The organism is Afipia sp. MLSD5-FHT05B12 (assembly GCF_058793355.1).
In genome coordinates, this window is the sequence record NZ_JBXAFS010000003.1 from 303,194 (window position 1) to 328,784 (window position 25,591).

General features: G+C 62.2%; 27 protein-coding genes. 9 read left to right on the forward strand and 18 right to left on the reverse strand.

The genetic code is table 11. The annotated features are described in order from the left end of the window. Nucleotides 1-439: 439 nt before the first annotated feature. Nucleotides 440-1,618, forward strand: coding sequence for an acyltransferase family protein (locus tag AC1Q6J_RS06235; RefSeq protein WP_492278449.1), 1,179 nt, complete (start codon nucleotides 440-442; stop codon nucleotides 1,616-1,618). 18 nt (nucleotides 1,619-1,636) lie between these two features. Here the strand turns inward: AC1Q6J_RS06235 and AC1Q6J_RS06240 are convergent, their stop codons facing one another. The 3 genes from AC1Q6J_RS06240 to AC1Q6J_RS06250 all read right to left on the reverse strand — a co-directional run bounded on the left by AC1Q6J_RS06240 (nucleotide 1,637) and on the right by AC1Q6J_RS06250 (nucleotide 5,601). Next, nucleotides 1,637-2,752, reverse strand: coding sequence for a DUF2778 domain-containing protein (locus tag AC1Q6J_RS06240; RefSeq protein ID WP_492278450.1), 1,116 nt, complete (start codon nucleotides 2,750-2,752; stop codon nucleotides 1,637-1,639). 237 nt (nucleotides 2,753-2,989) lie between these two features. Further along, nucleotides 2,990-4,492: a glycosyltransferase family 39 protein gene (locus AC1Q6J_RS06245; protein ID WP_492278451.1), complete on the reverse strand. Its 1,503-nt coding sequence runs from the start codon at nucleotides 4,490-4,492 to the stop codon at nucleotides 2,990-2,992. Further along, the gene (locus tag AC1Q6J_RS06250; RefSeq protein WP_492278452.1) at nucleotides 4,489-5,601 is read right to left on the reverse strand and encodes a glycosyltransferase; all 1,113 of its coding nucleotides are present in this window, start codon (nucleotides 5,599-5,601) and stop codon (nucleotides 4,489-4,491) included. Before AC1Q6J_RS06250 ends, AC1Q6J_RS06245 begins: the two co-directional genes overlap by 4 nt. Nucleotides 5,602-5,897: 296 nt before the next feature. Between AC1Q6J_RS06250 and AC1Q6J_RS06255 the strand changes: the two genes are divergently transcribed. The 3 genes from AC1Q6J_RS06255 (at nucleotide 5,898) to bcsS (ending at nucleotide 8,084) form a co-directional block, all read left to right on the forward strand. Next, a complete protein-coding gene (locus AC1Q6J_RS06255; RefSeq protein WP_492278453.1) occupies nucleotides 5,898-6,701 on the forward strand; it encodes a DUF72 domain-containing protein in 804 nt (267 codons plus the stop codon). A 22-nt stretch (nucleotides 6,702-6,723) separates the two neighbouring features. After that, entirely contained in the window at nucleotides 6,724-7,185 is a 462-nt protein-coding gene (locus tag AC1Q6J_RS06260) for a DUF488 domain-containing protein (RefSeq protein WP_492278454.1), read from the forward strand. Between the two features lie 140 nt (nucleotides 7,186-7,325). Further along, nucleotides 7,326-8,084 (forward strand): cellulose biosynthesis protein BcsS, encoded by a 759-nt coding sequence (gene bcsS, locus AC1Q6J_RS06265; protein WP_492278455.1) that lies wholly within the window; start codon nucleotides 7,326-7,328, stop codon nucleotides 8,082-8,084. Nucleotides 8,085-8,096: 12 nt separating this feature from the next. Here bcsS and AC1Q6J_RS06270 read toward each other — a convergent pair whose 3' ends face one another. The 14 genes from AC1Q6J_RS06270 to AC1Q6J_RS06335 all read right to left on the reverse strand — a co-directional run bounded on the left by AC1Q6J_RS06270 (nucleotide 8,097) and on the right by AC1Q6J_RS06335 (nucleotide 20,559). Next, nucleotides 8,097-9,398, reverse strand: a complete 1,302-nt coding sequence (locus tag AC1Q6J_RS06270; RefSeq protein WP_492278456.1) for an adenylate/guanylate cyclase domain-containing protein — start codon at nucleotides 9,396-9,398, stop codon at nucleotides 8,097-8,099. Between the two features lie 54 nt (nucleotides 9,399-9,452). Continuing rightward, a complete protein-coding gene (locus AC1Q6J_RS06275) occupies nucleotides 9,453-10,601 on the reverse strand; it encodes an ABC transporter permease (protein ID WP_492278457.1) in 1,149 nt (382 codons plus the stop codon). After that, a complete protein-coding gene (locus tag AC1Q6J_RS06280) occupies nucleotides 10,598-11,539 on the reverse strand; it encodes an ABC transporter ATP-binding protein (protein ID WP_492278458.1) in 942 nt (313 codons plus the stop codon). Before AC1Q6J_RS06280 ends, AC1Q6J_RS06275 begins: the two co-directional genes overlap by 4 nt. Further along, complete coding sequence (locus AC1Q6J_RS06285) at nucleotides 11,536-12,309, reverse strand: HlyD family secretion protein (protein WP_492278459.1); 774 nt, start codon at nucleotides 12,307-12,309, stop codon at nucleotides 11,536-11,538. The genes AC1Q6J_RS06280 and AC1Q6J_RS06285 overlap by 4 nt, the downstream gene beginning before the upstream one ends. Continuing rightward, a complete protein-coding gene (locus AC1Q6J_RS06290) occupies nucleotides 12,306-13,016 on the reverse strand; it encodes a TetR/AcrR family transcriptional regulator (RefSeq protein WP_492278460.1) in 711 nt (236 codons plus the stop codon). The genes AC1Q6J_RS06285 and AC1Q6J_RS06290 overlap by 4 nt, the downstream gene beginning before the upstream one ends. Nucleotides 13,017-13,163: 147 nt before the next feature. Next, complete coding sequence (locus AC1Q6J_RS06295) at nucleotides 13,164-13,574, reverse strand: DUF4189 domain-containing protein (RefSeq protein WP_492278461.1); 411 nt, start codon at nucleotides 13,572-13,574, stop codon at nucleotides 13,164-13,166. A 68-nt stretch (nucleotides 13,575-13,642) separates the two neighbouring features. Beyond that, complete coding sequence (locus AC1Q6J_RS06300) at nucleotides 13,643-15,247, reverse strand: NTP transferase domain-containing protein (RefSeq protein ID WP_492278462.1); 1,605 nt, start codon at nucleotides 15,245-15,247, stop codon at nucleotides 13,643-13,645. Further along, nucleotides 15,244-15,954 carry an XdhC family protein gene (locus AC1Q6J_RS06305; RefSeq protein ID WP_492278463.1) on the reverse strand — a complete coding sequence of 237 codons (711 nt, stop codon included), beginning with the start codon at nucleotides 15,952-15,954 and terminating at the stop codon, nucleotides 15,244-15,246. The genes AC1Q6J_RS06300 and AC1Q6J_RS06305 overlap by 4 nt, the downstream gene beginning before the upstream one ends. Continuing rightward, the gene (locus AC1Q6J_RS06310) at nucleotides 15,951-16,280 is read right to left on the reverse strand and encodes an XdhC family protein (protein WP_492278464.1); all 330 of its coding nucleotides are present in this window, start codon (nucleotides 16,278-16,280) and stop codon (nucleotides 15,951-15,953) included. The genes AC1Q6J_RS06305 and AC1Q6J_RS06310 overlap by 4 nt, the downstream gene beginning before the upstream one ends. Before the next feature lie 11 nt (nucleotides 16,281-16,291). Continuing rightward, entirely contained in the window at nucleotides 16,292-17,488 is a 1,197-nt protein-coding gene (locus AC1Q6J_RS06315; protein ID WP_492278465.1) for a vWA domain-containing protein, read from the reverse strand. Between the two features lie 20 nt (nucleotides 17,489-17,508). Further along, nucleotides 17,509-18,417 carry an AAA family ATPase gene (locus AC1Q6J_RS06320; protein WP_492278466.1) on the reverse strand — a complete coding sequence of 303 codons (909 nt, stop codon included), beginning with the start codon at nucleotides 18,415-18,417 and terminating at the stop codon, nucleotides 17,509-17,511. Nucleotides 18,418-18,594: 177 nt separating this feature from the next. Further along, complete coding sequence (locus AC1Q6J_RS06325) at nucleotides 18,595-19,401, reverse strand: FAD binding domain-containing protein (RefSeq protein WP_492278467.1); 807 nt, start codon at nucleotides 19,399-19,401, stop codon at nucleotides 18,595-18,597. Nucleotides 19,402-19,427: 26 nt separating this feature from the next. Next, nucleotides 19,428-19,913, reverse strand: coding sequence for a (2Fe-2S)-binding protein (locus AC1Q6J_RS06330; protein ID WP_492278468.1), 486 nt, complete (start codon nucleotides 19,911-19,913; stop codon nucleotides 19,428-19,430). Nucleotides 19,914-20,109: 196 nt separating this feature from the next. Continuing rightward, on the reverse strand, nucleotides 20,110-20,559 hold the full coding sequence (locus AC1Q6J_RS06335) for an SRPBCC family protein (protein ID WP_492278469.1): 450 nt from the start codon (nucleotides 20,557-20,559) through the stop codon (nucleotides 20,110-20,112). A gap of 367 nt (nucleotides 20,560-20,926) precedes the next feature. On the opposite strand from AC1Q6J_RS06335, the gene AC1Q6J_RS06340 reads away from it, so the two are divergent. From AC1Q6J_RS06340 to AC1Q6J_RS06350, 3 genes are read left to right on the forward strand one after another with little or no spacing between them, the layout of a single operon-like run. Next, complete coding sequence (locus tag AC1Q6J_RS06340) at nucleotides 20,927-22,282, forward strand: 3-carboxy-cis,cis-muconate cycloisomerase (RefSeq protein ID WP_492278470.1); 1,356 nt, start codon at nucleotides 20,927-20,929, stop codon at nucleotides 22,280-22,282. A gap of 25 nt (nucleotides 22,283-22,307) precedes the next feature. Further along, on the forward strand, nucleotides 22,308-23,090 hold the full coding sequence (gene pcaD / locus AC1Q6J_RS06345; protein ID WP_492278471.1) for a 3-oxoadipate enol-lactonase: 783 nt from the start codon (nucleotides 22,308-22,310) through the stop codon (nucleotides 23,088-23,090). An 8-nt stretch (nucleotides 23,091-23,098) separates the two neighbouring features. Beyond that, nucleotides 23,099-23,491 carry a carboxymuconolactone decarboxylase family protein gene (locus tag AC1Q6J_RS06350; protein WP_492278472.1) on the forward strand — a complete coding sequence of 131 codons (393 nt, stop codon included), beginning with the start codon at nucleotides 23,099-23,101 and terminating at the stop codon, nucleotides 23,489-23,491. Here the strand turns inward: AC1Q6J_RS06350 and AC1Q6J_RS06355 are convergent. Then, nucleotides 23,464-23,994: a hypothetical protein gene (locus AC1Q6J_RS06355; RefSeq protein WP_492278473.1), complete on the reverse strand. Its 531-nt coding sequence runs from the start codon at nucleotides 23,992-23,994 to the stop codon at nucleotides 23,464-23,466. The genes AC1Q6J_RS06350 and AC1Q6J_RS06355 overlap by 28 nt on opposite strands. A gap of 260 nt (nucleotides 23,995-24,254) precedes the next feature. Between AC1Q6J_RS06355 and AC1Q6J_RS06360 the strand changes: the two genes are divergently transcribed. Beyond that, nucleotides 24,255-24,602, forward strand: a complete 348-nt coding sequence (locus AC1Q6J_RS06360; protein ID WP_492278474.1) for a hypothetical protein — start codon at nucleotides 24,255-24,257, stop codon at nucleotides 24,600-24,602. Between the two features lie 74 nt (nucleotides 24,603-24,676). Next, on the forward strand, nucleotides 24,677-25,591 hold the full coding sequence (locus AC1Q6J_RS06365) for an ABC transporter permease subunit (protein ID WP_492278475.1): 915 nt from the start codon (nucleotides 24,677-24,679) through the stop codon (nucleotides 25,589-25,591).

The window sequence follows — 25,591 nt, forward strand, 5'->3', positions numbered from 1 at the left end:
CGCTCCAATCTCAATTGTCATCACCGGGCTTGTCCCGGTGATCCACGTCTTAATTGCAACCGCCGAAAAGTCGTGGATGGCCGGAACAAGTCCGGCCATGACGACTGTAATTGAAGCGCGATGTTGCCACACCCTCAATGTCGTCCCCGCGAAGGCGGGGACCCATACTCCCTGAACCCACGTTGTCATCGCGAGCGCGGGACAACTCTTTCCTTTGTCATCACCACAGCCGGTGGTTATGGGTCCCCGCCTTCGCGGGGACGACGTGGAGAGAGATTATGCATGACATCTCAACCCCCGCGGGGACGACCGGAAACAGATCGCGGACGACGTGGGGACCACCAGAGAGATCCGGCGCCCGGCCTTGCCGGGCCTTGCGCCCGCCGGATAAGATGCGCGGCCTTTCGCGGATTTCGAACTTCAGCGGATTTTGAGCACCATGCGCCGGACTGACCTTGAGATCTTGCGTATCGCATTGTGTGCGGTCGTCATCCTGGCGCACGCCCTCTTTATTTTCTCGGTGGACCCCTACTATCACATCAAGAGCGCGGAGCCGTCGCCGTTCGCCAGCCTCGCGACCGAGTTTATCCGCATCTCGGCGATGGCGACGTTCTTCACCATCGCGGGCTATACGGCGGTGGCCTCGCTGCGCTCGCGCGGGCCGCTGGAATTCGCGAAGACGCGCGTGGTGCGGCTGTTCGTTCCGCTCCTCTTCGGGGTCGTGACCTCAGGCACGATCATCAAGTACATCGAGATGATGCAGGGCCGCGACTTCGGCTTCCACGGCCTGCGCAAGGCGCGCACACTTCAGGCGATGCTCGATGTCGATCCCGGCGTCCCGCTCGGCTTTTTCGATTTCTTCCCGCGCAATCTCGGCATCCTGAACCTGCTGACGTGGTCGCATCTCTGGTTCCTGGCCTATCTCCTCCTCATCTCGCTGATGCTTCTGCCGCTGCTGATGCTGCTGGCGCGGCGCACGCCGGACACATCGAAGCTGAATGCCGCGGCGCTGTTTCTGCCCGCGTTGCCGCTCGGCCTGTACCTCGCGGCGTTTGACGGCTACTGGCCTTTCCTGCCGAACCTGATCGGCGACTGGACGAACTTCTTTTACTTCGCGATGTACATGACGTTCGGCGCCATGATCGCGGCATGGCCGGGGATCGAGGCGCAGTTACGCGCGCAGGCGCCGCGCTTCGCGGTCCTGATGGCGCTGGCCTTCGCCGGCGTGGCGTATTTCGGCGTCTCCACGCCGGGGCGCGTGCTTGTCGGACTGACGGCGTGGTTCGGGGTCTGCGCCGCGCTCGGCTTCGCCATGCGCATCAAGCCCGCCGTCGCCACTCCGGCGCTGACATACCTGGCCGCGGCGACGCTGCCGGTCTACATCATCCATCACGCGGTGCTGCTGCTGATCGGCGTCGAGGTGATGAACCTGCCGCTGCCGGTGTGGAGCAAGGTCGCGGCGATCTGGCTTGCGACCGTCGTCATTTCGCTCGCGCTGTATCATTGGCTGATCCGGCCATGGTGGCCGATGCGGTGGCTGCTCGGTATGAGCACCGCGCCCGCCGCGGTCTCCCGGGCGCCGGGCAGCGCGGCGGCGAAGCCCGTGCTGTCGCAGTGACGGAAGTTTGCGCGCCGGTTACAGGCTCGCGACCACGACCAGGCGGCGCACCTCGCCGCGCTGATAGGCCTTCAGGAACGCGGTGTAGTCCTTGAACGAGACGCAGCCGTTGGAATCGCCGTTCGGCCCGAGCATATAGGTGTGCGCGAGCAGTCCGGTGCGGCCGTGGATCGCGCCCTCGCCGCCCACCGGCGTCAGCCGCAGCGCCGCCACGCCGTGAAACAGCGCCTCGCGCGGCTTGAGCGTGTAGATGTGCGGCGGCGTCGCGCCGTGCATGCGGACATTGACGTAACGCGGATCGTCCAGCTTGGCGCCGAGGCCGGAATGCGCCTCCAGCTTCGAGCCGTCCGGCATGTAAACCGTGCGCGCGGTGATGTCGTAGATCGCGGTGAGCTTGTCGTCCTCGCTCGATCCGGCGGGCGTGACCGAAGTGCCGTCGTTCATCACGCCGCCGTCGGAGCCGGCATAGGCGAGCACGGGACCCGGCGCGGGCGTCTTGCCGAACAGCTTGTCAAACAGGCTCGGGGTCTTGCTGGCCATCGCCGCGAGCGCGGCGTTCTTGGCCCGCTCCACCATCTCGGAGTGGCCGGGCTTGACGCGGGGCTGCTGCGCGAACTTGAAATCGGCCGGGCGCGAGGCCGGAAGCGGAATACTGGCGACGCGCGCAGGCGGCGCCGGAGGAAGCGCGACATCCGGTGCCTTGGCGATCTCCGCGCGCGAGGGACCGGGCTTCGGCATGTCGGGCGCAGCGACGACGGTCGGTTTGAAGGTCACCGGCGGCGCGCCGAGCGAATGGGTGACGTCCATCAGCGCGGCGTAATTCTTCTGCTCGACCGTGAGCGCTGGCGGCTCCTCGCTCGCGGGCGTCATCGCCGCGAAGCGATCGGCGAAGGCCTGCTGGTCGAGACCGGGTGCGGCGGAAACGAACACGACGCGCGCGTCGCGCGAGGCGAGTTCATAGCCGGCACTGAGCGGATTGCCGCTGAACACATTGCTGTAAAGCGTCCAGCCGCAGGCCAGCGTCACGAACGCGATCGCCGCGACGCCTGCAATATTCAAAGGACTGGAGGTTCGGGGCGAACGACCTTGGGTGTGGGCTGTGTAGCCGGTACGTACAACAGAACTGGTACTCATACGCCTTGCATCCAGAACAATCCCACCTTGTCCTTCCGGCTGCATTCGGCGGGTCATGCGCGAACAGCGCATGCGAAAGCGGGCCAGCGTCAGTTGTCTTGCGGAGCTTGGAGTTCCCCACGCGACATCTCGCAAAGGTGCGGAGCGGCATTAAGGCGGCATTTAGTTAAATGCGGATTAAGTGCGGGCGGATCTGAGGCGGATCGGTTCACCTCCGCAAAACGCCACCAATTGTGGCTATCGCGTGGCGAGTTCCGGCGCGGGCGAGCGATCGAGCGTCTCGCCTCTCACACCGTCGAGCAGGTCGACCTCGTAGGTCTCAAACCCGACACCGCTGCGTTTACGGGTGAGTTCAGCCAGCTTCTCGGTGCGCGCATACATGGCACGATAGAGCGGACTTGCACCCACCGGGCCGATCAGAAGCGCTTTGCCCTTGAGCAATTTCGCGTCCGGCTCTTTCATGAAGGTCCAGCGATAGCGCTGCTGGAACTGGGCGACACACGTCCCCTTCGGCAGATAGAACATCAGCCACGACGTGGTGCCGTAGTCCGCCGCCAGCATGCAGTTTGCGTTTTGCTTGAGGCGAATCGCCTCGATCTCATTGGCTAGAGCTGGCCAGCCCACGCCGACACTGCGCACCGTGGCATCGCGGCGGAAGCCGGTAAATAGTCCGGTATTGGTCTGGACGATCAGCACCACGAACAGGGCCACACCAATCGGCAGCGCGAGACGGCGCGACCAGTTCACCGTGCGCTGCTCGCGCGAATTCCACGCCGTCCCCCACGCCGCGAATGCCGCGGCGATGGCGAATGCCGGATAGACCGGCCCGAGCCAATTGGCCTCGACGCGGGCGTGCAACGAGTGCCAGACGAAATAGAGGAAGATCATCCAGACGCTGATGCTGACCAGCGTTGCGCTCGCGGCATTCGCCGCCCTGCCCCGCGCCAGCGCGTAAAGGCCGAGCACACCGAGGATAAAGACGGATGGCGTCGCGAACGCGAACTGCGTCGGAATCATTTCGCCAAGGAACTTGAGCGTCATGCCTTCCACACGCGCGCGGCCAAGCTGCTTGATGAACGACACCCATTGATGATCGGCGTTCCACAGGATCACCGGCGAGAAGACCAGAGCAGCAGCGATGCCGCCCGCATAAAGCCACGGCGACATCAGCCAGCGGCGCTGGTCCTTCGCCAGCAGCAGCCACAACAGGATCTGCGCCCCGAAGAACAGCGCGGTATATTTGGAGAGCAATCCGAAGCCCGCCGCCGCACCGACCCCAAACCACCAGACACCGCAGCCGGTCTCCAGAATTTTGGCCAGGAAATACAGAACAAACGCCGATGCCACCATCAGCGGCGCATCCGGTGTCACGATGGTGGTGCCCACCGAAGCCATCAGGGTCGCGTTGAGCAGGATCGTCGCCGTCGCCGCGATCCGCGTGTCATCGAACAGAATCCGCGCCGCGCGATAGATCGCCCAGCTCATCGGCAGCGCCAGCAGGATCGACACCAGCCGTACACCGAACTCGGTATCACCCGCGATCATGGTGCCGAGCCGGATCACCACCGCGACCATCGGCGGATGATCGTAGTATCCGCCGGCGAGATGCTTCGACCATGTCCAGTAGTAGGCCTCGTCGAAGGTCAACGGCGTGAACGCCGATGCGACCAGCCGAAGCAGCACCAGCACGGCCACGGTGACAGCCGCGCCCCGCGCCAGTCTCGTCTCGGAAGAGATCATTTTGCGCGCCAGACAAACAGGCTGGATACGCCGTAGTTCCAGACCACGCCCATCAATGCGCCGGCCGCGCCCGCGAGCCACCAGATCGGCTCCTGGTCGAAAACTGTCGCCGCAACGCCCACATTAGCCAACAGCCCGACGCTGCAAACGAGATAGAACAGCAGGAGGCCGCGAATTAGCGCACCGCCCTTCAGGCGCTGGTCACGATAGGTGAGCTGGTTGTTGAGCAGAAAGTTTCCGGTCATCGCGACAAAAGCAGCGACACCCTGGGCCTCGGCAAACGGAACATTGAGCGCAAGCGACGTATACAATGTAGCGAAGTGAACGAAGAGACCAATCGCGCCGACCAGCGCGAACAACAGGAAGCGCAGCGACACCAGATCGCCGGTCAGCTTGGCAAGCACAAGACCGAGGAAATCCAGCACGACCAGCGAATCCAGTTTGCTCTCGCCGTGCTGGCGCGCGCCAAAGGAAAACGGCACCTCGACCATGCGAAGCTTGCCGCCGGCGGTCGCCACGATATCCAGCAGGATCTTGAACCCCTGCACCGACAGCGACGGCGCAAGCTGCTCGAAGCGCTCGCGGCGGATCATGAAAAACCCGCTCATCGGATCGGCGATTTCGACATGCAGCAGCTTCTTTGCGATGTTCGTTGCAAGCACGCTGCCGCCAAGCCGCGCGCTCCCAAAACTGCCGGTGTCGCCGCCGCTGACATACCGGCTGCCGACCACGAGTTCGGCCTGACCCGATTGCAGCAGTCCGAGCATCTTCGGAAGCTGGGTTTCATCGTGCTGAAGGTCGGCATCCATTACCGCGACATAAGGCGCGCTGGAGGCCAGGATGCCCTCGATGCACGCCCCGGATAGTCCACGCCGGCCGATCCGGCGAATGCACCGAGCCCTGGAATCGGTCTGGGCCAACTGGCGGGCCACGTCCCAGGTCCCGTCCGGAGAATTGTCATCGACGAAGATGACCTCCCACGAGATGCCGGACAGCGCGGCGCCCAGCTTCGCAAAAAGCTTGGGGACGTTGTCGCGCTCTTTGAAAGTCGGCACCACGACACACAATTGACGTGCAGGTGCTGCCCCAGGTGAGATGGCCTCAGTCATGGGGCCAGCGTATATCCGGGGGATTGGACGATGCCAAGACGCCCTCCGGGACGCGATTTCGAGGCGAGAATAGCTGGAAATCGGGTGGCGGCAGGTTTTCAGGGGTCCAGAAATGCCAACGACCACGGAGGGAAACCAGTGAGAGAATCAAGTCTGCGCGTACATCCGGCGCGCTCGACATCTCACGGTTCTTCTCGTGGTCGTCCCGGCGAAGGAGCGTGAGCTGCAACATCGCCGGTAAAAGCTAGATAGGTACGGGCCCGGCGTTCCGCAAGGGGCCCTCAAAGGAAGCAAAAATGGCAAAAAAATCGGGGCGAATTCACATCGGGATCGGCGGCTGGACCTTCGCGCCCTGGCGGGGCGTATTTTACCCGGAGAAGCTGGCCCAGTCGAAAGAGCTGTCCTATGCGGCCTCCAAGCTGACCTCGATCGAGATCAATGGCACCTATTACGGCTCGCAGAAGCCGGAAAGCTTCCGCAAATGGGCCAGCGAGGTCCCGGACGGCTTCGTCTTCTCGGTCAAGGGCCCGAGGTTTGCCACCAACCGCCGTGTGCTGGCGGAGGCCGGAGATTCCATCAAGCGGTTCTACGATTCCGGCGTTACCGAAATGGGTGACCGGCTCGGCCCCGTGCTGTGGCAGTTCGCGCCGACCAAGAAGTTCGACGAAGCCGACTTCGGCGCTTTTCTCGAGCTGCTGCCGCGCAAGTTCGACGGCCTCGCCCTGCGCCATGTGGTCGAGGTGCGCAACGACAGTTTCTGCACGCCGTCGTTCATCGCGCTGCTGCGCAAGCACAACGTCGCAGTGGTTTATGCCGATCACGCCAAGTATCCGGCAATCGCCGACATAACCTCCGATTTCGTTTACGTCCGTCTCCAGACCGGCAAGGATACCATCAAGACCGCCTACCCGCCCAAGGCGCTGGATGAATGGGCCAAACGGCTGACCCTATGGGCGCAGGGCGGCGAACCCGATGACCTCGCCCGCTTCGACAAGACGTCACCCAAGAAAGAGCCCCGCGATGTGTTTGCCTATGTGATCCACGAGGGAAAAATCCGCGCTCCAGCCGGGGCAATGGAATTGATCGAGCGCGTGAAGTGAGCGAACGATAACAGGAGTCAGCATGGCCAAAGCCAAGAAACTCTACACCATCGGTTACGAACAGACGCCGCCGAAGGCAGTCCTCGATGAGCTGCAACACGCGGGCGTGAAACTCCTCGTCGACGTGCGCGCAATCGCGTCATCGCGCCGCCCGGGGTTTTCCAAGACCCAACTTGCCGCCGGACTTGATGAGCGCGGCATTTCCTACATCCATTTGCGGGGCCTCGGCACACCGAAGGACGGCCGTGAGGCCGCGCGCAGCGGCGACATGAAGGCGCTGTCGAAAATCTATCACGCGCACCTGAAAAAACCCGAGGCACGCGTGGAGATGGACGAGCTTGCGGCGCTGGTGATGAAGGCCGGACCCGTCTGTATCCTGTGTTACGAGCGCGACCACACGGCCTGCCACCGCAAGTTCATCGCCGAAATCATCGAAGACCGCGAAGGCGTAAAGGTCGAGAACCTGGCCGCTCCGCAATTCTGAGTTATCCACAGGCCACCCAGATTTCTTTTCGCCGGTTCACGGCGCGTTCCCGGATCGTTCGCTAGACGATCCCCCTCTTCAGCGATCTAATCGCTACGCATTTTTACCTAAGTATTTTTGTGCCGGGGCTTGGGGGCTCCATGCGTTGCGTTGGAAGGGTGCGCGCGTTTTGCGTCACCGCCGCGTTGCTTTGCGGAGGCTCTCCAACTGCGGCCGATCCCCTGAAAGACCCTTTGCTGCCGCCGACAAGTAACCTCGGCGGCGGCGCTTATCCCGAGAAGTTTCTCTATTTCAGCGGGTTCGATCTCTGGCGCAGTGGCGGCTCCTTCTACGGCGGCGTTCAGTGGGCGCCCGGCGGCCTCAACCAGGATGGCTTCACGCTCAAGATGTTGCTCGCGCAAGGCAGCTATCGCTATCTTGCCGGCAGCACCAATATCCGCGGCACCGGCCTGCTGGGCGCGATCCTTCCGGGTTGGCGGATCAAGCGCGGTGACTTTGAAATCAAGGTCTTCGCCGGCCCTGATTTCCAGAACCACCGCCTGTCGCCGGATGATCCCGGCAATAATCTTCGCGGCAATCATGTCGGCCTGCGCATCGGCGCGGATCTGTGGTGGGAGCCTACGCCGGCAATCATGCTGGCATCGTCGATCTCCGGCTCGACCATCGGCAACAGCTTCGGTGTGCGTGGCGCTGCGGGCTGGCGCGTGATGGACCGCTTCTGGGCAGGTCCCGAGATCGAGACCTCAGGCGATGAGGTCTACCGCCAGTACCGCATCGGCGCGCATCTGACCTCGTTCAAGATGTCCGCTTTCGAGTGGTCGCTGGGAGCAGGCTACGTTCAGGACAACAGCCATCGCTACGGTCTTTACGGGCGCATCGGCCTGCTCACCCGCCGATAAGTTCCGTCACAATCAGCCCAGACGCCAGATCTCCATGGGCTGATCGTAACCGCGGATAGCGACGGCACCGAGCGGCGTAGCGTCCGCACATGCTTCACCGAGAGAGTCGCGGACGGCCGACGAGATCAAAAACTGTGAATTGAACTCCTTGTTGAGGGCTTCAAGCCTCGCCGCGAAATTTACGGTATCGCCGATGACGGTGTACTCCTTGCGCCGCGGCGATCCGATATTACCCGCGACGACTTCACCGAAGTGGAGCCCGATCCCGATGTGCAGCGCCCAGGGATTCCCTTCGTTGTTGCGCGCGACCGCAACCAGCATCTCGCGAGCCGCGTCGACCCCGCGGGCCAGCGCGTCGGACGACTCAAATGGCGCCCCAAAAATTGCCAGAAACCCATCACCAAGGAACTTGTTCACGATACCGCCGTGACGATCGACGATCTCGACCAATACCGCGAATATGCCATCCAGCCGGTCGACAACTTCTTGCGGAGTCCGCGATCGTGCGGCGGCGGTGAAGCTGCGGAAATCCACAAACATGACCGCGACGCGCCGGGTGTCGCTCGCCGTGCTCGTCCCTTCCGTCAGCAAGCGCTCGACAACCTGCGGTGACACATGCTGGCCGAACAGATTTGTCACCCGGTCGCGCGCGGATGCCGCGGCGATACTCTTCTCGAACTGCCTCCGCAACTGAACACCGACCGCGCCTGCCAGTATTCCGCAGATGAAAACGATCAGACTGCGTATGACATGGTAGTCGACGTCAGGCGGTCCATCCGGGTGATAGAACAGCGCCATAACCAATAATTCGGAAGCGGCCACGAACCCGGTGAAGGTGGACAGCCAGAAATCGAGCCGAAGCGTCGAAAGAATAATAAAGATAAAATAACTTAACGGCACGACGTAACCGAGTGCCTGCACCGATCCCATATTGTCGATATGAAGAGCCAGCGCGATCGTGGGCGTACTCGTCTCGATGAAAACGCTCGCATACCGCCGGAAAACCGGCAGATCATCATCGAGGGCCAGCTGCCGTTTGACCATGGCGTGGACAAACAGCTCGAACAAAATAAACGGCACCAGGATGATATAGAGATAAGCTGCCTTGAGTTTGCCGTGCCAGAGCTGATTCAATTGCTCCGGCGCAAGAACATAAAACGCCCAAAGCACCACGGTAAGGACTGATGTCGTCACGATCAGCGCCTTGATGCGCACCAGTTCGGTTTTCAGGATCTCTCGCGTCAACGCCCGGCGAAAATCATCCGAAACAACCGCACGATCGGCCTTCCGTCTCCAATTCTCCAGCCAGCGCATGACCCGCTCCGCAGCATCAGTCTCCGCACGAGGATACAGGATTGCGGATCGCACTCAATCCAGAGTGCGCCGGAATCGCGTGACTGCGATACTCATCGCGACCAGCACCAGCACACACAGGGCGATGGCATCGTATTGCAGATTCTCCAGCGACGCGCCCTTGAGCATGATCGCGCGAACGATACGGATATAATGGGTAAGGGGCAGCGCCTCGCCGATCCATTGCGCCCAGACCGGCATGCCCGCGAAAGGAAACATGAAACCGGACAACAGAATGTTCGGCAGGAAGAACATCATTGACATCTGCATGGCCTGAAGCTGGTTCTGGGCGACGGTCGAGAACGTGTAACCGATCGACAGATTGGCCGCGATGAACAGAGTCGAGAGAAGCGCCAGCATCGACAGACTGCCGAGGATCGGCACATGAAACAGGAAGAATCCGATGCCGATGATGATCGAGGCTTGCAAAAAACCGACCAGCACATAGGGAATGATCTTGCCAAGCATCACCTCGACCGGCGTGATCGGCATCGACAGCAGATTTTCCATGGTGCCGCGCTCGATCTCGCGGGTCACCGACAGCGCTGTGAAAATCAGCATCGTCATGGTCAGGATTGTTCCGACCAGACCCGGCACGATATTCAGCCGCGACTCCGCCGCCGGATTATAGCGCGCATGGGCGCGGATCTCGAACGGCATCGAAGGCGGATCGCCGGCGTGAAGATCGTGCTTGAGGGCCGATTGCACGATCTGCCCCAGCACCCCAAGCGCAGAGCCCGACGCCACCGGATCGGTTGCGTCTGCAGCCACCAGCAGCGCGGGCTTGTCGCCGCGCCGGACCGCCCGCTCGAAGCCACGCGGAATCTCGACGCCGAACAGGACCTTGCCGGATTCCAGCAGGCTGTCGAATTCGGCGACGGTGTGGACCTCGCGCGTAAAGCGGAAATAGGCGGTGTTCTGGAGCGCCTTGAGGATCGAGCGCCCGAGATCGCTGTCCTCTTGCAACAGCACCGCCGTCGGCAGATTGCGCGGCGTCGTGTTGATGGCGAAACCGAATAGCAGTAACTGCATGATCGGCAGCATCACGATCATCGCGAACGAAACCCGGTCGCGGCGCAGTTGGAGGAATTCCTTCACCAGCATTGCGCAGGTGCGCTGCCAGAAGCCCCGCACACCGCCGTTATTCGTCTCAATTATGCTCATTGGAAATTATCCCTCGAGCGGCCCATCAACTCGATAAACACATCTTCGAGCGATGGTTCGGACTTGTGCCAGGTCATATCGCTGTCCGATTTGTACGGCGCGACCGTATTTTCAAGCGCTGCGGCGTCACGGCCCGAGACATGAAGGCTGGTGCCGAACGGCGCTACCATATCGACGCCCGGCTTGCCGGTCAGTTCCGCCGTGAGCTTGTTGAGCCCTTCACCCATCACCGTGTAGGTCGTCAGCGCCGACTTCGCGATCACTTCCTCGACGGTGCCATGAACCAGCAGATTGCCGTAGGCAATATACGCGATCTCGTGACAGCGTTCGGCTTCGTCCATGTAGTGCGTCGAGACCAGGACAGTCAGGCCCTCGGCCGCCAGCGCATGGATTTCGTTCCAGAATTCCCGGCGCGCCTTGGGATCGACGCCGGCGGTCGGCTCGTCGAGCAGCAGCAATTGCGGGCTTGGCAACGTACAGGCACCGAGCGCAAGCCGTTGCTTCCAGCCGCCGGACAACTCGCCCGCGAGTTGTTCCTCGCGACCATTCAACCCGATGCGGTTGATCATCTCGCGCGCGGCGCCGGCCGGGTCGGGCACGCCGTAGAGCCGCGCGACGAATTCCAGATTCTCACGCACCGACAGGTCCTGATACAGACTAAACCGCTGGGTCATGTAACCGACACGTCGCTTGATCTTGTTCGCATCGCGCCGGATGTCATAGCCAAGACATGTCCCCTCGCCGCTGTCCGGCGTCAGCAGACCGCACAGCATGCGAATGGTCGTTGTCTTGCCCGAGCCGTTGGGGCCGAGAAATCCGTAGATCGAGCCGCGTTTCACCTGCATCGACAGGTCATGCACCACCTCGCGACCGTTGAACGACTTCGACAGGCCGTGGACATCGATTGCGATATCGGACTGTGCTGTGTCGGTACTCACGGCGTCTTGCCATCGGTAAAGATGCTGACCGGCTGACCGACGCGCAGGCTATCTGGCTTGTCGGGCCGCGCCTGGATCAGATAGACCAGCTTGGAGCGTTCATCGAGACTGTAGATGACTGGCGGCGTGTACTCCGCCGTTGCTGCGATGAAATAGACCTTCGCGGTGAGGCCGCTGGCGCAGCCGTCGCACGTCACACGAATGTCCTCGCCGACCTTCAGCTTCGGCAATTCCGGCTCCGGCACAAAGAAGCGGACCTTCATGTTGCCGGGCGGCAGGATCGAAATCACTGGCCGCTGCGCAGGAACGGTTTCGCCTTCGCGAAAGTAGATCTGCTGAATCGTGCCCGCGATGGGGGCGCTCATCCGGCGCCGAGCGAGTCTGGTCTGCGATGTGTTCACGCGCGCTTCGGCGACGCGCAAGTTGGCCAGCGCGGAATCGAAGTTCGCCTGCGTGCCGGAGCCGGTCTTGCTCAGAGCCGCCGCGCGATCGTAAGCCTGCTTTGCGTTGGCGAGCGTCGCATTGCTCTGGTTCAGGTCGGCCTGCTGGAGATCGTCGTCGACCGAATACAGCGGCGCGCCAGCCTCGACATGATCGCCCTCACGGATATTGAGTTTGACCACACGCCCCTGCTCATCCGGGCTGACGAAGATCATGTCGGCTTCGACCCATCCCTGATAGCCGGGATTTTTGGAATCCCAGCACCCGGCCAGACTGACCGCAGCCAGTAACAGCACAAGCCCCCGTGCAACGCTTCGCGACGCAATCATGTCGCTTTCCCTTCATTAAAAATCAGATCGAGATGAATCCGCAGCATCGCTGCGACATCGAGCGGCGCCTGCTTGCCGAAAAGACCTTGCCAAACCACCGAAACAAACAGCGGCGCGACCAGAAGTTGCGGAAATTCCGCCAGCCCCGGATTGCGAATTTCGCCGCGCGCGATGCCGTATTCAATCAGCTTGCGCATTCCGGCGACGCCGTGCGCGACGACCTCGCGGTAATAGAATTCCGCGAGTTGCGGAAAGCGCGTGCCTTCGGAAATAATCATCCGCACGATATCGGCGCGCTTTGTGCCGATGACTTCGCGAGCGAACGTCTCGGTCAGCGCCTCCATCGCCGCGCGTGCCGATCCCGCGCCCGCCCCGATCTGCGGATTCGAAATCCGCACGATCAGCGGCCCAAGCGCCGTGCGCACAAGCTCCTGAAACAACGCTTCCTTGTCCTTGAAGTGCAGATAGATCGTGCCCTTGGCGACGCCTGCGCGCCGCGCCACATCGTCGAGGCGGGTTGCGGCAAAACCCTTGGCGGTGAACTCATCGAGCCCGGCCGCGACGATCGCAGCGCGCCGTTCGGTTGCGCCGACGGCGCGCTTCGATGGACGCGGTGATGCGGGACGATCCACGGGCGCACGTGCTTTCGTGCTGCGTGCGGCCCTGTCTTTGACGGGACGGGTGTCGATGAGCGGGAGCTTTGCCATGCTCTGAATATGACTGACTGGTCAGTCACATTCAAGAGAGGAAAGAAAGTCGCTGAAGAATTCATTTAAGCAATTGATTATATGACGATTATTCAATTGCCGAGGCGGCCTCCGCGCGGGTACGGCACCGCGCGGACGGGCTCGCCCCTAGCCTTTGGCGTCGCAGGCCCAGGCGCGGATCACGCATTCCTTGCCGCCGAACGCGTAGCACTTCTTCATCGCCTCATTGAGCGCACTCGAGATGCGCGGGGCAACTGCGTAGCCATGAGCACCGCAAGGTTTGGTCATATCGAGCGACAACGCAGCGCACGCACGTTTCATGGTCACCGCGGAGCAATCGCCCTTGCACTGCTTGAGCGCTGCGGCACGCGCGGCCTGCTCGGCCGGATAGTCGAATGCCTGGCCATAAGCGCCGCACTTGCCGATCGCCAGCGCGCCGGCCGCGTGAGCCGGGGCTGCGACGAATTGGGCAGCAAAAGCTGAAACAAAGGCGACAATAAAAAACGCGCGAACATGCGCGGCGGTACGGTCGAACAAAATCCCCTCCCCCGAGGTCATTCCGGAATCACATTAGGCGGGAGGGCGTTTCAACTTGGTGAACAAGGTGGAAAGGAAAGAGGTAAACACTAGCCGCGCCGCGCATCGGCCAGCATTTCCGGCGTATCGATATCGAGAAACGCGCTTTTGCCCTCGACCTCGACGTCTGCCACCGCTTCGGCGTGCTGGGCGATCAGATGCCGCGCGCCGATGTCGCCATCGAGCGTCATCAATTCCGGAAAGAATCGCCGCGACCACAACACCGGATTACCGCGGCGTCCGCCCGCCACCGGCGCCACGATCAGCGAACCCCGATCCGGTGCGAAGGCATCCACCAGCCGGTCGATCAGCTTCGCATCGATCAACGGCATGTCGCCGAGGCAGATCACTGCGCCATCGGCTGTGTCAGGGACGGCACCAATGCCGACCTTCACCGAGGTTGCAAGCCCTTCAGCAAAATTGGGGTTGCGGGCGAACTCGACTTTCAGTCCCTTCAGTGCCGCCTCGACCTCGAGACTTTGATGCCCGGTGACGACAATGACGGACGAGGCCTTCGAAGCCAGCGCCTGTTCAGCGACGATCCGCACCAGCTTCTTTCCGTTCAGCTCAGCCAGCAGCTTGTTCGGCCCGCCCATGCGGGTCGAACGCCCGGCGGCAAGGATCACCGCCGCGACATTCCGGTTGCCATCGGCCTCGACCGGCACGCGCGGCTGCGGCCGCGTCACGATCTCCATCAGGAGACCGCCGACACCCATGCCGGTGACATCCGCGCGGGTGACGGGGAGCCCGGCCAGCAGGCGCATCAGGATCCAGTCGAACCCGTTTTCCTTCGGCGAGCGCGCACAGCCCGGCGCGCCGAGTACCGGCGAATTCTTGACCTTGCCGATCAGCATGAGGTTGCCGGGATCGACCGGCATGCCAAAATGCTCGACCGCGCCGCCGATCCGCTCGATCGCGGCCGGGATCACGTCGCGCCTGTCGGCTATGGCGGAGGCGCCGAACACCAGCACCAGTTCGGCACCGAGCCCGAGCAGATCGTCGATGGCCGGGGCAAGCGCGCTCTCGTCGTGCGGAACGCGGCGTTCGCCGATAATGCGAGCCCCGGTTGGTGCGAGACGTTCTTCGGTGACACGTAACGTTTTCTCGATCACTTTCGGGGCCAGCCCGGGCAGGATCGTCGAGACGATACCGACGCGCTTGATCGTGAATGGCGCGACCCGCATCCGTCCCGCTCTGGCGGCGACCACCGCAGCGTCACGCAGCTTCGCCTCCACGCCGAACGGAATGATCTTGACGGTGGCGATCATTTCACCGGCAACCACCGGCTTGAATGCCGAAAGCGTGGCGAACGTGATCGCTTCGTCCACCCGGTTGATGCGGTTGACGGCGTCGCGGTCCACCACCAGCACCCCGGCTTCCGCCGCGAACAGATTGGCACGGCCCGTGAAAGCGCGCTCGACATTGATGCCCTCGCCCGCCACAGCTGTGGCGATGCTGCCGGCCGCCTCGTCCTCGGATACATCGTCCTTGTCGAGGCGCGCGACGACGATTTCCTTCACGCCCGCCTGCTTCAGCGCCGCGATTTCAGCCGCGCCGATGACAGTGCCCTTCTTGAGGACAAGCGCCCCCTGGCGGATGGCGTGGACAGTAACACCGCCGAGGCTGTCTTCCGGCGCAACAGGACCGAATTTCATGCCGCTGACTTCGTCTTGAGTGGCGCATCGGCGGGGAGCCGCAGCCGCGCCGTGATCTCGGCCATGATGGCGACCGCGATCTCCGATGGCGACACCGCGCCGATATTGAGTCCGATCGGCGCATGAATGCGCGCCAGCGATTGATCGCTCGCACCCTGCTCCTTCAGGCGCTCAAGACGTTTGCCATGCGTCTTCCGCGAGCCCAGCGCACCGATATAGAAGCAGTCGCGCTCAAGCGCATGCAGCAGCGCCGGATCGTCGATCTTGGGATCGTGGGTCAGCGCGACGAACGCCGTATAGCGGTCGATGTTGAGCGGCGGCAGCGCAACGTCGGGCCAGTCTGCGAACAGCGGTACGTCAGGAAATCTTTCAGGTGAAGCAAAGGCCGTGCGCGGGTCGACCACGAACACATCGTAGTCCAGCGACCGCGCCAGCGGCGCCAGTGCCTGACTGATGTGGACCGCGCCGATAATCACCAGGCGTGCGGTCGGCGCATAGACATTGAGAAACAGCTTCCTGCCGCCGCTCTCGATCATGCCGCTCTTGCCCATGCGTAAATGCTTGCCGAGTTCGTCATGCAGCGGATCGGTTGCGATGTTCGCAGCCGTGATCAGGCGCTGATCCCCGGTCACGACGTCGGTCACGACGATCACAGCCCGCCGCGCCGCGCGCTCGGCGTTCAGTTCGGACAATGTATTCTGTTTCAAGAGTTGCCCACCTTCTCGACGAAAACCCGGATCGTGCCGCCGCACGACAGCCCGACATTCCATGCGGTCTCGTCGGCGACGCCGAACTCCAGCATCTTCGGCTTGCCGCTGGCGATGACGTCGAGCGCTTCGGTCACCACCGCGCCTTCGACACAACCGCCGGAGACGGAGCCCAGAAACGTCCCGTCATCATTGATGACGAGGCTCGATCCCGCCGGACGCGGTGCCGAGCCCCAGGTTTCGACCACGGTCGCGAGTGCGACGCCGTGTCCGGACTTCATCCAGTTTTCGGCGGCTTTCAGAATATCTTCGTCGCGGTTGAGCATGGTTCGATTCCTCAAGCTGCGGAGCGGGCGTCGATACGCCGTGGCGGCGGATCGGACGACAGCGCGTCGATCAGTCCTTCCATGGACTTCAAGTTATGCACGGGACGGAATTCATCAACATGCGGCAGCATCATTTTGATGCCATGGGCCTTGGCCTCGAAGCCTTCAAACCGCAGCAGCGGATTGAGCCAGATCAGGCGGCGGCAAGAGCGGTGCAGCCGGTCCATCTCGAACTCCAGCCGGGAATCGGCCTCGCGCTCCAGTCCATCCGAAATCAGGAGGACGATGGCGCCCTGCCCCAGGACCCGGCGGCCCCAGAGGTTGTTGAAGTTGTGCAGCGATGTCGCGATCCGCGTCCCGCCGGCCCAGTCCTCGACGCTGCTTGAGCATGCCGCCAGCGCCTCGTCGGGATCGCGCGCTCGCAGCGCACGAGTCACGTTGGTCAGCCGCGTGCCGAACAGGAACACCGAGACGCGCTTGCGGGCATCGGTGATCGCGTGGAGGAATTGCAGGAACAGACGGGTGTAGTCGGTCATCGAGCCGGAAATATCGAGCAGCGCCACGATCGGCGCCGGCTTGTCGATACGTCCTAGCCGCTGGAATTTCACGATCTCGCCGCCGGTGCGCAAGCTGCCACGCAACGTCCGCCGCAGATCGAGCCGCTGGCCTCGCGCGTCCGGTTTGAAACGGCGGGTACGCAGTTCGGCCTGCGGGAGCTTCATCTTCGCGATCGCGCGGGTGACTTCCGCGATCTCGGCAGCACTCATCTGAGCAAAGTCCTTGCGCTGCAAAACCTCGCGGTCGGATACCGAGAGCTGGACGTCCTTCTCCTCGATTTCGGGCCCTTCGATATTGCGGCTCTGCGCGAACGCCTCCTGAACGCGACGCGAGGCGGGCGGCGGCGGTTTCTGCGCCTCGGGCGGCAGCGGCACCGAGTCGAGCATGCTTTCCACGCCCTCGGCACGGCGGAAGAACAGATCGAACGCCTGCGCGAATATCAGCGCGTGTTCATGGCGTTTAACGAAAATCGATTCGAGCGTTGTGAACAGATCGGCGCGGTTGCCGATATCGATCAGCCGCATCGCCTTCAGCGCATCGATTACCGCGCCCGGCCCGATCGGCAGCCCGGCGACGCGCAATGCGCGCGCGAAGCCGATGACATTGTCCGCGATCAATCCGGTCGCTGGGGGCTCGATGTCACCTGGCATGACGATTCCCGAAAACGTATTCAGGCCGCAGGATCGCTGACGGCTTCCTTGATGACCTTGTCGAGTGCCGGTCCCTGCATGCGCGCGATATCGTCCTGATACTTCAGCAGCGCACCAAGCGTATCGCCTACCACCTGCGGCGTCAGCGACCGCGCATCGAGTTCGGTCAGCGCCGTCGCCCAGTCGATGGTCTCGGCTACGCCGGGCACCTTGAACAGATCCTGCTCGCGCAGCGCCTGCACGAAGCCAACCACCTGCTCCGACAGTTTGGCGCCGATGTTCGGCACGCGCGACTTGACGATGGCAAGCTCGCGCTCGGCGGAGGGATAATCAACCCAGTGATAGAGGCAGCGGCGTTTCAGCGCGTCGTGGATTTCACGCGTGCGATTCGATGTCACGATCACGATCGGCGGCTGCGGCGCCTTCACGGTGCCGAATTCCGGAATCGTGACCTGAAAGTCGCTGAGAATTTCCAATAGATACGCCTCGAAGGCTTCGTCCGCGCGGTCGAGTTCGTCGATCAGCAGCACAGGCGGCCCGGCAACGTCCGGCTCCAAGGCCTGAAGCAGCGGCCGCTTGATCAGATACTTTTCCGCAAACACGTCCGAGGACAACTGCTCGCGGTCGGTTTCGCCGCTGGCCTCAGCCAGACGAATGGCGATCATCTGCGCGGCGCTGTTCCACTCATAGACCGCGGATGCGACGTCGAGGCCCTCATAACATTGCAAGCGGATCAGCTTGCGGCCGAGAGCGGCACTGAGAACCTTCGCGATCTCGGTCTTGCCGACGCCGGCCTCACCTTCAAGAAACAGCGGCCGGCCCATCTTGAGCGACAAATAGACCACCGTCGCGAGCGAGCGCTCCGCGAGATAGCCACGGCTGGTGAGCAGATCGAGCGTTGCATCGACGGACGCCGGGATCTTGCTCATATCTAGTGTCCCGAATCCGAAGTTCGCTTCATTTTGCGGTGCCTTCCGAACGAACTTCGGATTCGAAGGACACTAGAAAAATATGATTCCAGTGTAGTTTTGGTCCGCAAGCCCGCAAAAGGGGCGCTGTAGAAATCATGCGGGCTTGCGGACCACCACACTGCACAGACTCCAAATTCAGCTTTTCGCGGTCGCGGCTTCCACGGCGCGGCGCGCAAGCACGCCGATCAGATGCGCGCGATATTCGGCGCTGCCGTGAATGTCGCTGTTGAGGCCATCGGCAGACACCGTCAGCCCGTCAAGTGACTTCGGTGAGAACCGCTTCTTCAGCGCCTCTTCAAACTCCGTGACGCGGAATACACCATCACTGCCTGCGCCGGTTACGGCAACGCGCACGTCCGACGGGCGCCGCGCGACGAACACGCCGACCAGCGCGTAGCGCGAGGCCTGATTGCGGAATTTCTGATACGCGGCCTTCTTCGGCAGCGGAAACATCACGCGGGTAATGATCTCGTCCGGCTCCAGCGCAGTGGTGAACAGGCCCTGGAAGAATTCCTCCGGCTTCAGCCGGCGCTTGTTGGTGACGATGGTCGCGCCCAGCGCGGTGACGGCAGCGGGATAATCCGCGGTCGGGTCGTTATTGGCGAGTGAGCCGCCGATGGTGCCTTTGTGGCGAACGGCGGGATCGCCGATCAGACCCGCGAGTTCGGCAAGCGCCGGGATCGCTTCGCCGACGACAGCGGAGTTCGCGACTTCCGCGTGGGTCGCGGTCGCGCCGATCACCAGATTGCGGCCTTTCATCTCGATGCCGTTGAGACCTTCAATGTGGCTGAGATCGACCAGATGCGGCGGGCTGGCGAGCCGCTGCTTCATGACCGGCACCAATGTATGTCCACCGGCGATCAGCTTGGCGTCCTCGTTCTTGACGAGAAGATTGGCGGCCTGCCGCACAGTCCCCGGACGATGATATTTGAAGTCGTACATGAGCAGTCCTTCGGGAACGGCGCCGGTTACGCGAGATCGGATTTGGCCATCGCCTTGGCACCGGCTGAGATCGACGAAACGATGTTTTGATAACCGGTGCAGCGGCACAAATTACCTTCGAGCTCCTCGCGGATGACGTCATCGCTCAGGTCATGTCCCTTGCGATGCACGAGATCAACCGCGGTCATGATCATGCCCGGCGTGCAAAAACCGCACTGCAATCCGTGATGCTCGCGGAAAGCTTCCTGCATCGGGTGCAGCGGCGCGCCGTCAGCGGCAAGCCCTTCGATGGTCTTGACCTCATGCCCATCCGCCATCACCGCCAGCGTTGTGCAGGACTTCACGGCCTTGCCGTCGAGATGAACGACACAGGCGCCGCATTGCGAGGTATCGCAACCCACGTGGGTCCCCGTCAGCCGCAGATGCTCCCGCAGAAACTGGACGAGCAGCGTGCGTGAATCGACTTTGCCCGTCACGGGATTGCCGTTCACGATCAGTGAAATCTTGGCCATCAACACTCTCTAGTTTTCGGCTTGGCGCCCAAGTTTGGGACTCAAGTGTGCAGCACCGCATGGCGCGGCGCAAAACGCATTTAAAATGGTTCCAAACTCATAATATGAGCCAATGCGGCAATGAGCAACCTCAGGGCACGCCGCTTCCGGACAAGAAGGCTTGATTTGTTCGGGAGGCTGATATGCCCAAACGGCCTTAGCCCGTCTTCACCGCCTCTGCGAACTTTGCAAAGAATTCATCGGCCAGCTTCTTGGCCGCGCCGTTGATCAGCCGCTGACCAAGCTGCGCGAGCTTTCCGCCGATCTGGGCCTCCACATTATAGCTCAGCAGCGTGCCGCCATCCTTCTCGGCCAGCGCCACCGTCGCGCCGCCCTTGGCGAATCCGGCGACGCCGCCCTCACCTTCGCCGGAAATCTTGTAGCTGCTCGGCGGATCGAAATCGCTGAGCGTGACCCTGCCCTTGAAGCGCGCGGACACCGGCCCGACCTTCATCTTGGCAACGGCCTGAAACTGGTTATCGCCCGATTTTTCCAATTCCTCGCAGCCCGGAATGCAGGCCTTCAGAATCGCCGGATCGTTGAGCTTGTCCCACACCACTTCGCGGGAAGCAGGAAGCTGCACCTCGCCCGTCATCGTCATCGCCATGCGCAAGCCTCCTCGTTCGTTAACCGCGTCCCGCGGCATAGTGGTCCGATTCTAACATTCGCATTCCGTTTCAACAGCGATCTTTTGCGAATGTTAGAATCAAAGGACCACTAGAAAATATAAACTTCTAGTGGAGTCTTGGATTTGACATTCGCGTTGCGAACCCTCTGCAAATGGGTCGCGAATGTCAAATCCACTCCACTAGCCGGTGTCAGTTAGGATACAGCGTCCGCAAAGAAAAGGGTATCGTGCGGGACGGAGCGTTGCAAAAACTTGCGCAGCGCACCCGGCGTAATGCTGCGGCGCTTCCGGCAATGGGGACCGAGCTATTGGCACGCATCCGCCCCTTGGATAGGGTCCGCGCATCATGAGCTCCTCCCTGCCCCCCCTGCTCGCACCTCTGCTGTCGAGCGCCGCCATGCGCACCGTGTGCGACGATGAAGTCTATTTGCAGCATATGCTGGATTTCGAGCATGCCCTTGCGCGCGCTGAAGCCGCGGTCGGCATCATTCCAGCCAGCGCCGTCGTCAGTATCGCGAAGGCCTGTCATGCCGAGTCGTTCGACCGCGCCGCGCTTGCCGAGGCTGCGGTACAAGCCGGGAATCTCGCCATTCCGCTGGTAAAAATGCTGATCGCGAAGGTCGCCGACACGGACCCATCCGCCGCGCGATATGTCCATTGGGGCGCGACCAGCCAGGATGTGATCGATACCGCCACGATGCTGGGCCTGCGCGCCGCCATCAACGCCCTGATAACGGATATCGACCGTGCCACTGCGGGGTTTGCCCGGATGGCCTTGCAGCATCGCGGGACGGCGGTGGTCGCACGCACATGGTTGCAGCATGCCCTGCCGATGCCGTTCGGATTGAAGCTGGCAGAATACGCGGCTGCGCTGCATCGTTCGCGCGAGCGGTTGAGGCGGCTGCGCCGCGAAACCCTCGCCCTGCAATTTGGCGGCGCCGCCGGAACGCTCGCGGCGTTGGGCGATAATGGCCTCAGGGTCGCCGAACAGCTCGCCCAGGAATTGGCGCTGCCGCTGCCGGATGCCCCGTGGCATACGCATCGCGACCGAATCGTGGACGTGGCGTCGGCGCTGGCCATTCTCACCGGCACCTGCGGCAAGATCGCGCGCGACGTCTCGCTGATGATGCAGACCGATGTCGCGGAAGCCTTCGAGCCTGCGGGCGAAGGCCGCGGCGGCTCGTCGACGATGCCGCACAAGCGCAACCCGGTGGCGGCTGCGAGGGTATTGGCGGCCGCGACAATGGCGCCGAATCTCGCGGCGACGATCATGGCCGCACAGGTCCAGGATCACGAACGCAGCGCCGGCCCCTGGCATGCCGAATGGCCGACACTGCCGACGCTGCAACTGGTCACATCGGGAGCGATCGAGGCGATTGCGGAGATCGCCGAGGGACTCGAAGTCGATCCCGAGCGAATGCGCGCCAATCTCGATATGACCCAGGGCCTCGTGATGGCCGAGGCCGTATCGATGGCGCTGGCGGAAAAGGTCGGCAAAAGCGAAGCACATCACATCGTCGAAGCCGCGAGCCGCAGTGCGATCGAGGCCCGGCGGCATCTGCGCGACGTTCTTGCGGAAGATACGCGCGTCACCACTCATATCAGCACCGACACACTCAAAGGCCTGTTCGATCCGATGGCCTACCAGGGCGTCGCGCAAACGCTGATCGACCGGCTTCTGGCATCGCTGGCCAGCGAATAACAACAAGAACCCACGGAGACTGCAAATGCCTATGATCGATGCCGACGGATGCCTGCTCAATGTTTCGGTGGAGGGGCGCGACGGCGGACCTACGATCATGCTGTCGAATTCGCTCGGTGCGACGATGCAGATGTGGGAGCCGCAAATGGCGGCGCTGACGAAGCTGTATCGCGTCGTCCGCTACGATCGGCGCGGACATGGCAAGTCCGGCGTTGCGCCAGGGCCATATTCGATGGAGCGCTTCGGCAAGGATGTGCTGGCGATTCTCGACGATCTCAATGTTGAAAAGATTCACTGGTGCGGACTATCGATGGGCGGGATGGTCGGCCAGTGGCTCGGCGCCAACGCGCCGGAGCGGATCGAGAAGCTGATTCTCGCCAATACGTCCTGTTACTATCCCGATCCGACGAACTGGCTGAACCGCATCAAGGCGGTGAACGAAGGCGGGATCGCATCCATTGCCGACGCCGTCATCGCCGCATGGCTGACGGCGGATTATCGCGAGCGCGAGCCGCAGATCGCCGCGCGCATGAAGGCGATGCTGGTCGCTACGCCCGTACAGGGCTATATCGCGTGCTGTGAGGCGCTGAGCCGTCTCGACCAGCGTGATCTGCTGCCCCGCATCACCGCGCCGACACTGGTCATCGCAGGACGTCGCGACGTCTCAACGCCGGTGGAGGCTGGCGAATTCATCCGCAGCCGGATACCCGGCGCGAGCATGACCCTGCTCGACGCGGCGCACATCTCCAACGTCGAACAATCGCACAATTTCACCGAGGCCGTGGTCGGCTTCCTGACCCAACGCTGAGAGAAGCCATGGACGACAATCAACGCCGCGATCAGGGAACGGCAAAACGCCGCAAAGTGCTTGGCAACGCCTGGGTCGATAAATCCGCGGCGGGCAAGAACTCATTCAATGCGGACTTCCTCGATCTCATCACACGCTATGCGTGGGGCGATATCTGGACGCGGCCGCATTTCGACGAGCGCACCCGCCGCGTACTCGTGATCGGCACGATGGTGGCGCTCGGGCAATGGGATGAATTTCGCCTGCACGTCCGCGCGGCCTTGAGCGAAGGCGGATTCACACCGGACGACATCAAGGAAATCCTGCTGCAACAGGCGATCTATTGCGGCGTCCCCGCCGCCAACCATGCGGTCAAGGAAGCCGCCGGAGTGATTCAGGAATTGGGGCTGCTCGATAAATAGCTGTGATGCGGCTCCGCTGAGGCCGCCTCCTTGCCGGATGGCACAGTTGCCTGATCGGTATCGACGATCAGCAGAATCGCTGCGCCGATCAGCAGCAGCGATTCACTGGCATGAAGCCGCAGTGCGGCAAGTTCGCCGACTTTTGACGCCGCGATCAGGCTCGCCATGCTGATGAAAGAGCCAAGTCCGAGCGCGAAAGCCAGCGCCTCATCGGCCCCGCCCTTGTTGCGGATCGCCGCGCGGATCACCAGCAACAAAAACACGAAGAAGAATGCGGCGACGATCACTTTGGAAAGCGCGAGCAACCATGCGACGCGGATGGTTCCCATCGCCGAAAGGCTCATAAAGTCGCTGATATACATCGCGGCGGCGATATTGGTGCGATCGTAAAAGCCGCGGATCGGCGAGACCCAGATTTTCATCGCCGAAATCACCCATGACGGGATGAAGTAGCACGCCAGAAGCACGCCATTGAACGTGCTGATCCGCCAATCCTTCGGCATGCCGCCTCGCCCTGATCTGAGGGCATGGCGCTTTAAAACTGGCGCTTCGATCATGCCCGGCCAAAGCAGCGCCCTTTTTGGACACCGCAATGATGATCGGCGGAGCTAACGCCTCTCAAAGGCGAGCGGCAATTTAAACCCTTTCTTAACCTTAACGGCGCGCCCGCCCCTGTGGACAACTACCGGGAACAAGCCGCCAACGGAAAATCCCGCCTTTCGGCGGGATTTTCCTCAGACTGTCCGAACGGAACAATCAAGGCATGACGATCATGCCCGAAAATTCAGTGTCCGCCCTTCTGCTGACCCTGCTGACCGGGCTTCTGGCTTGGATCCTGCTGCTGCTGGTCCGGCTTTTGGCCGCCGCCCTGCTGCTGCTGACCCGGCTTCTGGCTGGGGTTCTGGCTCTGCTGGCCTGGGTTCTGGTTCGGATTGTTCTGGTTGCCCATGTTGGCTCTCCTTCGTTGAACACGGACCCAACCGCCGGTATCTCCATTGGTTTCAAAGGAACCTTAAGTTCCGGCGTGACCTTTTCGCGGCAACGCAAACATCGTGGACGACGCCCCTACGGCGCACCCGGTACGGTTGCCGCACCCAGTTCCCGCTGTTAGAAAATGAGACGACGCGACGATCCGGCTGCCGGGGCCTTCGACGTGTCGCTCGCTTCGCTCGAACACGGCAGCCCATGGATTATTTCGCCCAGCAACTCATCAACGGACTGGTGCTCGGCTCGATCTACGGCCTGATCGCGATCGGTTACACGATGGTGTACGGCATCGTCGGCATGATCAATTTCGCCCATGGCGACATTTTCATGATCGGCGGATTCATCGCCCTCATCACATTCCTGATCCTGGTCTCGATCGGCCTCACGGCCATTCCCGTCATCCTGCTGCTGGTGCTGCTGGTGGCGATGGCCATCACCGCGCTGTACGGCTGGACCGTGGAGCGGATCGCCTATCGCCCGCTGCGGCAATCGTTTCGCCTCGCGCCGATGCTGTCCGCCATCGGCATGTCGTTCGTCCTGACCAACTATGCGCAGGTGTCACAGGGCGCGCGCGTCAAGCCGGTGCCTCCTGTCATCACCGGCGGCTATACGCTGTTCGAGAACGATGGCTTCGTGGTGCGGCTGTCCAACATTCAGATCATCGTCGTCATCACCACCGTCATTCTGCTGGCGATCTTCTCCTGGCTGGTGGCGCGTACACGGTTAGGGCGCGACATGCGCGCGTGCGAACAGGACCAGACCATGGCGGCGCTGCTCGGCGTGGACGTCGATCGCACCATCTCGATGACCTTCGTGATCGGCGCGGCGCTCGCAGCGGTCGCTGGCATGATGTACCTGCTCTACTACGGCGTGGTCGATTTCTTCATGGGCTTCGTCGCCGGCATCAAGGCATTCACCGCTGCGGTGCTCGGGGGCATCGGCTCCCTGCCCGGTGCGATGCTCGGCGGTCTCCTCATCGGCCTCATTGAGACTTTCTGGTCCGCCTACTTCTCGTCCGAGTACAAGGATGTCGCGGCGTTCTCGATCCTGATCGTCGTCCTGATCTTTCTTCCGACCGGCCTGTTGGGTCGTCCGGAAATTGAAAAAGTCTGA